Here is a 10,531-nt window from a genome sequence, read left to right on the forward strand (position 1 = left end):
ACCGTTACGCGTTACTCTTGAGCCATTGCTTGACCACTACCGCGGTATTCGCAGGATTGTTCTTGGCCATGTCCAGGATCTGTGCCGGTTGTTTCCCGCTAATGGCCGCTTCCACCTGGCCGACGGAGGCCGGTAGGGCCGGTGTCTCAGCCGCGGCAGAAATCGGTTCCGACGCCACCAACATGGCCATCAACGGACGGACGACCATGAAGAGAATCAAGAAGAACAACACACCGCCCACGGCATAGCGAAGATACGGCATCCACGCTCTCGTCGAGTCCGCCACCGCTTCCACCGCCGCGCCGGCCGGTTCTTCAACCCCGAGACCGAACTGTACATTGACCACTTCAACCTGGTCCTGACGTTCCGTCGAATAACCCATGGCTTTCTTGACGATTTCTTCAATGCGTTTCATTTCGTCTTCCGAACGCGGTACATACTTCTTCGGCTGCTCCGCACCGGCTTCACCGGCCTTAGCGCCGCCTTCATAGATCCCGTCTACCAATACCGCCACCGACAATTTCTTAATGGTTCCAGTCGGCTCCACGATGCGGGACACCGTGCGACTGATCTCGTAGTTCACCGTCTCGTTTTTCGTTTGATTGCTGTTCGAACTGCTCTGTCCACCCTCGGCCTCCGTTCCGCCCGGCACGTTTGATTCCACACCAGGCACACCACCGGAGGTGCCGTTGACGCCGGCCGATTTTTCCTGGCCGCGTTGTTCGCTCCGGACAACCTGACCGTTCGGGTCGTATCGCTCCTCGGTGGTCTCGACTTTCCTGAAATCCAGCACGCTCGACACACGCACGACCGCTTTATTGACGCCGACGATACGTTCCAGCATCGTTTGGATGCGTGTTTCGATGTCCTTCTCCAGCGTCCGCTGAAATTCCATTTGAGTTCCGGACAAGCCGGCTGACTCGTCGGTCGAACTATTCGACAAGAGATTGCCGTGGCCATCGACGACCGTCACATCACGGGCTTGCAATCCTTCGACGCTGCTGGACACCAAATGCACAATGCCTTGGATCTGCGCCTTCGAAAGATTTTGATTGGCCCGCAACGACACGACGACCGATGCGCGCGCACGATCCTGCTCCGTGGTAAATAGGCGCCGTTCCGGAATCGCCAGATGAACCCGTGCCCGTTCGACTTCCGGCATTTGCGTGATCGTTCTGGCCAACTCCCCTTGCAAGGCTCGACGATAATTCAGCTTCTGCACGAAATCGGACATCCCCATGGTAGTCCGATCGAAGATTTCATATCCGACTCCCCCGCCGTGTGGGAGACCCTGCCCAGCCATTTCAAGCCTCAGGTCGTGCACCTGCGCATTCGGTACCAGGATGGTGGTCCCGCCGTTCGTTGTTTCGTACGGCACCTTCGCATCTTTCAATTTGTCGATGATGCCCGAGGCGTCGTCGACCGCCAGATTGGCAAAGAGCACCTGCATGTCCGGCTGCTGCGTCCAGAGGGTCACCGCCACCAGACCGGCGATGGAACCGGCGAGCGCGAGCAGGATGATGAGGCGCTGATTGATGGTGAAATGGCTGAATTTTGAAAACATACGCGCCGAAGTCCTTTATGCCTACAATTCAAGACCTGACGACAAGTGCCTGGCGGGATGCTGAGTCGGCCCGCCGACCACGCGCTACCCCCGTTGCACCCTGCCGCTAAATCTGCATCCGCTGGATTTCTTCGTAGGCCGTCACCAACTTATTCCGGACCTGCATCATGAGCTGAAATGACGCATCGGCCTGTTGCAGAGCCACCATCGCCTGGTGAATGTTGGTGTTCTGACCGGTGACCAGCGCATCGACGGCTTGGCTGGCTCCCGTTTGCGCATCGTTGATGTGTCCGATGGCTTCTTGCAGGGAGTTGACGAACTGTGCCCCGCCTGCCTGCCCGGACTCCTTGATCTCAGGGATCTCGATCGGCCGAGGCTGATTCGCGCCTGCGATCCGCAAGTCAGTCATGATTACCTCCCGATCTCCAACGCGCGATTCCACATGGTCCGAGACGCATTGACCGCCTGCACGTTCGCTTCATATGCGCGCGACGCACCGATCATATTGACCATCTCTTCCATAACATTCACGTTGGGCATCGTGACGAAGCCTTTCTTGTCGGCATCCGGATGTCGAGGGTCGTACACCTGTTGTCCCGGCTTCTTGTCCTCGATGACTCGCGCGACTTTCACGCCGTCCAGCGCATGCTTGCCGGGCCCCGTGGAGACCTGCTTGAAGGCGCGCTGAAAGGCGGACGAGACCGGCGCGGCTTGAAACACCACGTCACGGCGGCGATATGGACCACCGGTGCTGGTCTTGGTGGACTGCGCGTTCGCAAGGTTACTGGCAATGACGTTCAACCGATGCCGATGGGCATCGAGAGCAGAAACCGAGACCGCGAGACTATCTGTTAAATCCATGTCACACCTCTTTCTGCTGTAACCACTGCGTGGATCGCTCCATAGCGCGTACGGTCATCCATTACCGTCCCTCACGGATCGCGCTCAACAACTGTCGAAGGCGCATGCTGATGAGAGTCGCCGCCGTGTTGTACTGCTGCGCATTGTCCGACATCTTGGCCATTTCCAGTTCGATATTGACGGAGTTGGCGTCAAGAGGCAGATCACCGGCAGGCACTTCTTCCAATCGCCCCGTCACCCGTTGAAAGCCGTTCCCCTTCGGGCCGATGTGGTTGTGATGTGTCGAGACCAGGGTGATCGGGAGCTTGCCCTGCTGCGCGTTCGCCAACGCCTGCCCGAAGTTCAAGTCCGTAGCGCGATATTTGGGCGTTTCTTCATTGGCGATGTTGGCGGCGATCACCTGTTGGCGAGCCCCGCGCAGGTCCAGCGATCGCTCCAACAGCTGCATGGTTCGATCAAAGATGGTCATGGTCCGCACCCCTTAGAAAATTCTGCCCACTACTGTGCAATCTATGTACCGTGGCACATGCACGATGAAACACTTGGCCTCACTGCATTCTGCCTCTGCCGGCTTGAAGAGATCCCGGCAAAAACCGCGGCAGGCGGGAAAGATTTGCCTAGTACCGCCGAACATTCCCTTAGGATTTTTCTGCTTCCACCTGGTAACCCATGTCGCGATATTCCCGGAGTTTGTTACGTAACGTGCGGATACTGATGCCTAATTCTTTCGCCGCATGAGTGCGATTGTCTTTCACTTTTGCCAGAGTCTTGAAGATAAGATCCCGTTCCATTTCCCAGAGCGAGCCATGCGCCGAGGGCGTGACCAACGCCTCGACCGTCTCCAATTCCCGCACAGGTACGGTTCCGTCACCAGGCATGAGATGATCGACGTCAACCGCCCCTCCTGCCGCCACTAAAATGGCGCGTTCCATGACATTTTCCAGTTCACGAATATTCCCTTTCCATGGACGCTGTTGCAAGTCGGCAATCGCCCGATCCGACAGCGTTGGCGAGGTCAGGCCGTTGCGGTGCGCCGAAGAGCGGAGAAAGTGCCTGGCCAGCAGTGGGATGTCTCCTACTCGCTCGCGCAGGGGTGGCACCGTGACCGGAAACACATTCAGTCGATAGAACAAATCTTCGCGAAATCGTCCTTGCGTCACCTCGTGATAGAGCGAGCGATTCGTCGTGGCGATCACGCGAATGTTCACCGGTACCGGCTCACGTCCGCCGATGCGGTCCACCTCCCGTTCCTGCAGGACGCGCAGCAACTTTGCTTGCAATCCCAAATTCATCTCACTGATTTCATCCAGAAACAGCGTGCCGGTATGAGCCATTTCGAATTTGCCCAATTTTTTCTGAATGGCCCCCGTAAACGCGCCCCGTTCGTGGCCGAACAATTCACTTTCCAGCAGACTATCTGGCAAGGCGGCGCAATTGAGCGCGACGAAGGGACGATGGGCGCGAGGGCTTCGGGCATGGATATAGCGCGCCAGCAACTCTTTTCCCGTACCGCTTTCCCCGCTGATTAATACCGTAGCCTGGCTCGCCGCCACACCCTCGAGCGTCGTGAGCAGGCGAATCATTCCGGGGTCCTGGGTTAAAATCGCACGCGCCTCCGGTGGCATCGGCGCCTCCTGCTCGTCTGATGCCGTAGTCGCCTGGAGATTCAGGATGACCCGCTCCAAGAGATCGGTGGAAAACGGTTTGAGGATATAGTCGTTCGCACCGCACTTCATAGCTTCAACCGCGGTCTCTACCGTGCCGTACGCCGTCATCAAGATGATGAAGGTGTGCGGCGCCTTCTGTTTAATCGCCTTCACGAGTTCCAACCCGGTCACGCGTGGCATCTTCAGATCCGTGACTACCAGCCACGGCTTCAGTCGCTCGACCTGTTCGATCGCATCGGCGCCGTCGATGGCGCCCCGTACGTGATATCCCAGACGCCGGACGGTCTCTGACAGGGCCGTGCGCATGGAGGGCTCGTCGTCGACAATCAACACCATCCGGGTATCTTCGCAGGCAGGGGAAGGTTCCTGCATATGCTGTTGCACGCTCATTCGGCCATCTCCTCTTCGGCTACGGTCAGACTGTGATCGTCGGCGTCCACTTGCCTGAGTTGTGTTGCGGCGGCGACTGTCCCTGCGCTCAGTTGATTCGGCTCTTGTGGCAAGGTCATGACAAAAGCGGTGCCACGGCCAGGACTGCTCACCACATCGATCCGTCCATGATGGGCCTCTACCAAGGCGTGTACGATGGCCAGCCCTAACCCCGTCCCCTCATCTTTGGTAGTAAAGAATGGATCAAACACCCGGGACTGGACCTCAAGCGGAATGCCAATCCCTGTGTCGGTGACAGTGAGTTGGACCTCCGGGCCCCTCTGGCTCTGCCCTGGAACCACAGTCGCCGTGAGAGTCAGGACTCCTCCCTCCGGCATCGCCTGGACCGCATTCAAGATGAGGTTCAGCAACACCTGTTTCATCTTTGCGCCGTCACACCAAAGTTGTGGAACACGCGCATCCACCTCGCAACGTACGGTGATAGCCGCCTGCGCCATGGCATGAGTGGCCAGGGTCAAGACCTCCCGCAACAGCCGCTCGGTTTCGTGCCACCGCAACTTGGAACAATCCGGCCTCGTATAGACCAATAGGTTGGATAACAGGCGGTCCATGGATTTGACCGCCATGGAGATATGCTCGGCATAGGCCTGCAATTGCGGCTGGTCTCGAAGATCCTTCCGTAGCATGGACGCGAAGAGCTCGACACTTCCCAGAGGGTTCCGAATTTCATGCGCGATGCTGCCGACCATTTGGCCCATGGCTTCCAGCCGGTTGCGCCGCTGAAGTCGATCTTCCAACTGGCGAATGCGCGTGACGTCATGGATCAAGACCAACGTACCGGTCAACGTTCCGGCTTCATCGTTCAGGTCTGTTTCCGTCAGCGCAATCGTCACGCCTGATGGAAGCACCAAGGGATACTCCTCGTGATCCTTTCGAATCTCTGCCAGCACCTCAGTCGCCCGGCGGCCCCGCAGTTCATTCTGCGACACCCCCAAGAGGTGTTCTGCGGAGTGGTTACATCGCACCACGACATCCTGCGAATCGGCGACAATCACGCCGGTATCCAACGACTCCAACACAGCCGTGACATGCGCCCGCATCTCCTCGGTCTCACGAAGATGTTCCCGGAGGCTGGCGTTGGTCTGTGCCAACTCCAGATCCATTTGCTGAAGCCTGGTCGTCAACGCGTCATAGGATTGCTGCAGGACCGTGGCGGCCTGATCGAAGTCCCGAAACGCACGGGTCAGGAGATCGTTGTTGGGACGCTCTGTGTCCTGACGCATCATGGCTTCTTGCCTCCTTGACCAGCCTTCGCTTCCTGCACGTCTGTTTCCAGCACCGCCGCCAGACGGCGAACCAAACTGTCCTGGCTGACGCTGAGTGCGCGAAGTCCGTTGCGGGCAAAGTCGTCACGCTTTACGCCTCGGGCCAGCTGCACCATCTGCACCTGCGCCCAGGCTTCTTGGTCTGGTTCCAAGCCAGCGACCACCGCTCCTTTGTACATGGCTAAGGCCGCTTCCCTTCGATGCAGCCGAGCAAGCACATCGGCATATCGCAGCATGTCAAACGCCGGCAGTTCGACGCCCATCTTGCTCAGACTGTCGTACAGTGCGGCCGCCTCCCCGTCTTGCTTGGCTTGTGCCAGCACACCAGCCATCTTCAGTTGAACGAGCCATCGGTCGGGATGACGCGGATTATGTGACAACCATTGTCTTCCGAGTTTGAGCAACGCCCCGGTATTCCCTTCGCCTTCAAACGACGTCAGAATTCCTCGCAGAGCCTCCGCAGCGGATCGTCCGGTGGGAAACTGGAGTCGATACCGCTCAAAGACGGCACGCGCCGCGCGCATGTCTTTCTGCTCCAAATAGCTGTATGCCAATCCCATCAATGCCGCCTCATGAGAGGCCTCCGCCTTCGGGTCCCTGATCATCGACTGAAATAGCCTCGCCGATTCCACGGGGAATCCCAGCCGACGATGGGCCTCCGCAATTTTGAGCAACAGGTCCGTACCGGCATAGAGCCGGTCGGCAAACGGACCATGCCGGTGGAACAGGTTGATCAGCTCAAAATCATCACCCGCCTTCAGTGCCGCTTCGAGCCGAGGCCGGAGAAATCTGACGACCTGCGCTCCGCTTTTCTCCGGCCAAGGGTCGTTCTCGAACTTACCGGTGCGTTTCACCACTTGTTCGTAGGCTCGCAGCGCCTCTTCCGGTTTACCGGCCCGTTCCAGCGTCTCCCCGAGATGAAACAACGCTTCGCTGCCGACCGTCGAGTCCTCATGTTCCTTTGCGCTCTCTTCGAACACCTGCCGCGGGCTCATCATTTCACCGGGCTGCAACGGAATATTCGCCAGATGCGCAGCCACCGTATGCCGAAGATTTACTTCTTCGCCCTCAGGCTCGAGATGTTCCAACACATCAGCATATCTCACACGGGCGGTTGGGGCCGTCGGAGCATTCGGATATTGGCTCAGCAGTGCGGCATAGAAGATGCTCGACTCAATCCACCGTCCGGCATCTCGGTAGTTGTCCGCCAAATGGGTCAACACAAAGGGATTTTCTGGTCGAGACGGGTACAGATTGTAGAAATGCAGGAGTTGCTCTCGCACGACGGGTCCGCGCTGGGCGTCGCCTGCGGTGTCAGCGTATCGCAGCAAGGCCACGGGATCTGCCCGAAGTGAGGCCGGCCATCGACTGTTGATACTGTCGAAGAGGGCGTCGGCTTCCTTGATCCGTCCAAGCCGATAGAAGCTATGTGCTTGTCCGAGGGAAGCGGACACCAACAACGTGGGATCAACCGTGCGTTTCAACACATGATCGAACGTTTGTATGCTCTCCTTCCAGCTTTTGAATCCGCGTAGAACGTACGCGAGACCGAGCATGGCACGATTGGCATCATAGGAATCACGCTCCGCCAGACTGAGCGCATGCTGATAAGCAATTTGCGCTTCCTGGTACCACCCTTCCATGCGGTACACATCCCCGATTCGCCAAGCTGCCCGCTTCGCATTGGTCGCATGCGGCTCTTCACGCATCAGAGTTTTGTACTGATCAATAATCTCTAAGGGCCTCGCTTCACGATCGGTCGCCTTCAAGGTACTTTCTGCGAGAAACGCCTGAAACGCCGATTTCAACTGGCTGCCAGGATAATCGCGAAGCATGTTGTTGAAGTGGAGCCGTGCCTCCACAAACTGCCTCTGCTTGAACATGGTGACTCCCCGTTCGAACTGGCCCCATTCCGGCAATTCGGTGAGGCGTTCAAAGCGGGGACCCGGGTCGGGTAGGACGCCGCGAACCAATTCCGACGGTTCCGGCATCATGGCCGGCAGTTCCTGACGCATCGCCGGCACGGCAGTGGATGCCAACAGGGGGATATCACCTACGTGAACCAGTTGGTTCAGAAACAGGGCGAGTGCAATGCAGCACTGAATATGTCGATGCTTGTTAGATAGGAATCGCACAGGGGCGGAAACAGCAAGTCCTGTGCCCCTAGGGAAATGATGCAAACCACGGTGCGCGTTGAAGATTTAGGAAGAGTGATCAACGGCCAGAATCGGGGTCGTCAGAAACCCCAACAGGCGCCGGCTTGCACCGGTCAAAAAAATGACGTGCTTGGAGCAGCGTGCAGCATGTGAGCTCAATTCTGGATGGAGTAGCCGTGGCTCTTCGGATCGAATCCCTTCCGCTTGAGCTTTTCCACGAGGGTCGTTCTGTTCACTTGAAGCAACTGTGCCGCTCGACTGGTAATGCCATTGGCTTTTCGTAAGGCCTCGCCGATCAGTCGGTTTTCGTAATGCTCTAGTTCCTTCGTCAAGTTGATGCCGTCCTCGGAGAAGCGAATGAACTGCTCTGGCGCCTCGACCGACTTTCCACCGGCATTTTTCACAGCGCGTTCCGGCAAGTCGGCCAGGGTCAGCATTCCCCTTTTCTTCAGCACGCACAACCGTTCGACCATGTTTTCAAGCTCGCGGATATTGCCCGGCCATTCCTCCTCTGTCATACGAGCCAGCGCATCAGGCTCCATGCCAAGGATTTCCGTTCGTCGCAACTGATTGAATTGGGAGATGAAATGGTTCACCAAGAGCGGAATGTCGCTCCGACGCTCTCGCAAAGGAGGAATGTGGATAGGAATGACGTGTAGGCGATAGTACAAGTCCTGCCGAAAGCGGCGTTCTTGAACAGCCAGGGCGAGGTCTTGATTGGTGGCGGCAATGATCCGGACATCGACATTGATCGTCCTGGTTCCACCGACGCGCTCGAAGCAGCGCTCTTGCAACACGCGCAGCAATTTCACTTGCAGCGGGAGACTCATTTCCCCCACTTCGTCCAAAAAGATGGTGCCACCGTGAGCCAATTCAAACCGCCCCAGGCGGGTGTGCGCAGCCCCGGTAAATGCCCCCTTTTCATGGCCAAACAATTCTGACTCGAGTAGCGTTTCTGGAATCGCGCCGCAGTTAACCGGCACTAAAGGACGCTCCCGGCGCATACTATTGAAGTGCAGCATCCGAGCAATTAATTCTTTGCCAGTGCCGCTTTCCCCTTCGATGAGCACCGTGCTATCGCTGTCCGCGACCTTCTCCACAAAGTCCAACACCATTCGCATCGGCGCGCTACTCCCCACCAGATGCTCAAGGCGATATTGGTCCCGCACGGCTTTTCGCAGCAGATGGTTTTCCTGTTTGAGCTTGTATACATCCAACGCCTTACGCACCACGACGGCTACGGTATCGGGTTCGAATGGTTTGGTAATGAAATCAAATGCCCCAGCCTTCATGGCGCGCACGGCATAGTCAATCGTGCCGTATCCGGTCATCACAATCGCAATGATTTTGGAGTCGATTTTTGAAATGCGTTCTATCGTTTCAAGTCCGTCAATGCCTGGCATTTGTAGATCAGTTAGAACCACATGCACAGGCTGGTCCTTGACCGCTTCTACACCTTCCAGACCACTGGACATGACAGTTACCTGATGGCCTTCATCTGTCAGCGTCTCCGCCAAAAGCTGGCGCACAGCAGGGTCATCATCGATCACAAGAATGTGTGATTGGCTCATACAACGCGCTCCTCCCCGGGTATCGAGGACGTCAGGCTATTCTGGATTGCTGCACCGACACTTCAGCCCTCAGACGGCGGCGCAGCACCATTCCTCGTCTCAAATTGAGCTTATTGGGAATCAAGACTTTATTCAAGTAAAAGTGGCCGCGCAGGGAAACTGGAACCAGGACAAAACGGACGGAAGTTCAGGAGCACTAGTGATGAATGCCTCACATCTTGACAGCTCAGCACAAGAACTGTAGGGTTCCACGCTCATCATCTTGTTGAAATATCCCGCATCTTGGCATCTGAGTGAGTGAGCTGGCGTAGCTCAATTGGCAGAGCAGCGGTTTTGTAAACCGCCGGTTGGGGGTTCGATTCCTCTCGCCAGCTCCACAAATCAGACGGACGTGTCAAGCACGTGGCGGCTCGCGAACTCACTCCTCGTATCACGCGGTTCTTTAATTTTACCCACTGTAGTTCAAATTAGTCCGGAAGGTACGCCTGAAGAACCTTCAAACCCTCGTTGCTTCACAACAGTGTGGCAACCGTATACACGACGAGCTCTGCTGCTAGAATGGTGCGCGACGAGCCTTTCCAGCACTCCGGCTCGCACTTGGGTATTATGCAGTCACTACTATTGAAACCAGTAGGTATTTTCACTTCCACAATTCGATGCCCCCGTACTATGAGCTATTCTGCGTAGCCGGAGAGCCTCAGAGTCCCATAAGCATGAGCTTCTTGCATCAATGCAGAATTGACATCTCAACCGGTTCCCCAGGTCTACAGAGCCTAATAGAAGGGCTCTGATCAAGCATGGATAACTAAACAACGATCCCCCCTAAAGAGTTACCTATTCTGAGGACTAGGCCTCCCACCAACCTCAGCATATAGTTGAGAACAAGAGCGACTCAACTCACCCGTGCTGGTCCCAGTGAGAGACAAAGGAGGCGCGATGAAAAATCGATATAGCCAACGAGTATCAGTAGATTGTTCCGTCATGTTTGCCGGGGAAA

Annotated in this window: 8 protein-coding genes and 1 tRNA gene; 1 reads left to right on the forward strand and 8 read right to left on the reverse strand. The window is 56.7% G+C overall.

Annotated features, from left to right (window positions below):
• Nucleotides 1-4 precede the first annotated feature (4 nt).
• The 8 genes from fliF to JNL86_06095 all read right to left on the reverse strand — a co-directional run bounded on the left by fliF (nt 5) and on the right by JNL86_06095 (nt 9,534).
• Nucleotides 5-1,564, reverse strand: a complete 1,560-nt coding sequence (gene fliF / locus JNL86_06060; GenBank protein ID MBL8042468.1) for a flagellar M-ring protein FliF — start codon at nt 1,562-1,564, stop codon at nt 5-7.
• A 106-nt stretch (nt 1,565-1,670) separates the two neighbouring features.
• On the reverse strand, nt 1,671-1,973 hold the full coding sequence (fliE, locus tag JNL86_06065) for a flagellar hook-basal body complex protein FliE (protein MBL8042469.1): 303 nt from the start codon (nt 1,971-1,973) through the stop codon (nt 1,671-1,673).
• Nucleotides 1,974-1,975: 2 nt separating this feature from the next.
• Nucleotides 1,976-2,425 carry a flagellar basal body rod protein FlgC gene (flgC, locus tag JNL86_06070; protein ID MBL8042470.1) on the reverse strand — a complete coding sequence of 150 codons (450 nt, stop codon included), beginning with the start codon at nt 2,423-2,425 and terminating at the stop codon, nt 1,976-1,978.
• Nucleotides 2,426-2,486: 61 nt separating this feature from the next.
• On the reverse strand, nt 2,487-2,894 hold the full coding sequence (flgB, locus tag JNL86_06075) for a flagellar basal body rod protein FlgB (protein MBL8042471.1): 408 nt from the start codon (nt 2,892-2,894) through the stop codon (nt 2,487-2,489).
• Nucleotides 2,895-3,063: 169 nt separating this feature from the next.
• The gene (locus JNL86_06080) at nt 3,064-4,482 is read right to left on the reverse strand and encodes a sigma-54-dependent Fis family transcriptional regulator (protein MBL8042472.1); all 1,419 of its coding nucleotides are present in this window, start codon (nt 4,480-4,482) and stop codon (nt 3,064-3,066) included.
• A complete protein-coding gene (locus tag JNL86_06085; GenBank protein ID MBL8042473.1) occupies nt 4,479-5,768 on the reverse strand; it encodes a PAS domain S-box protein in 1,290 nt (429 codons plus the stop codon). The genes JNL86_06080 and JNL86_06085 overlap by 4 nt, the downstream gene beginning before the upstream one ends.
• A complete protein-coding gene (locus JNL86_06090; GenBank protein MBL8042474.1) occupies nt 5,765-7,846 on the reverse strand; it encodes a tetratricopeptide repeat protein in 2,082 nt (693 codons plus the stop codon). The genes JNL86_06085 and JNL86_06090 overlap by 4 nt, the downstream gene beginning before the upstream one ends.
• 272 nt (nt 7,847-8,118) lie before the next feature.
• Complete coding sequence (locus JNL86_06095; GenBank protein MBL8042475.1) at nt 8,119-9,534, reverse strand: sigma-54-dependent Fis family transcriptional regulator; 1,416 nt, start codon at nt 9,532-9,534, stop codon at nt 8,119-8,121.
• A 301-nt stretch (nt 9,535-9,835) separates the two neighbouring features.
• Between JNL86_06095 and JNL86_06100 the strand changes: the two genes are divergently transcribed.
• Nucleotides 9,836-9,911, forward strand: a tRNA-Thr gene (locus JNL86_06100).
• The last annotated feature ends 620 nt before the right edge of the window (nt 9,912-10,531 follow it).

The sequence above is a fragment of the Nitrospira sp. genome (assembly GCA_016788885.1).
Lineage (GTDB): Bacteria > Nitrospirota > Nitrospiria > Nitrospirales > Nitrospiraceae > Nitrospira_A.

What these genes read in the sequence shown, in the direction of transcription:
- JNL86_06095 (MBL8042475.1), bottom strand. Translation starts at nt 9,534, where the DNA reads ATGAGCCAATCACACATTCTTGTGATCGATGATGACCCTGCTGTGCGC.
- JNL86_06085 (MBL8042473.1), bottom strand. Translation starts at nt 5,768, where the DNA reads ATGATGCGTCAGGACACAGAGCGTCCCAACAACGATCTCCTGACCCGT.
- JNL86_06080 (MBL8042472.1), bottom strand. Translation starts at nt 4,482, where the DNA reads ATGAGCGTGCAACAGCATATGCAGGAACCTTCCCCTGCCTGCGAAGAT.
- fliE (MBL8042469.1), bottom strand. Translation starts at nt 1,973, where the DNA reads ATGACTGACTTGCGGATCGCAGGCGCGAATCAGCCTCGGCCGATCGAG.
- fliF (MBL8042468.1), bottom strand. Translation starts at nt 1,564, where the DNA reads ATGTTTTCAAAATTCAGCCATTTCACCATCAATCAGCGCCTCATCATC.
- flgB (MBL8042471.1), bottom strand. Translation starts at nt 2,894, where the DNA reads ATGACCATCTTTGATCGAACCATGCAGCTGTTGGAGCGATCGCTGGAC.
- flgC (MBL8042470.1), bottom strand. Translation starts at nt 2,425, where the DNA reads ATGGATTTAACAGATAGTCTCGCGGTCTCGGTTTCTGCTCTCGATGCC.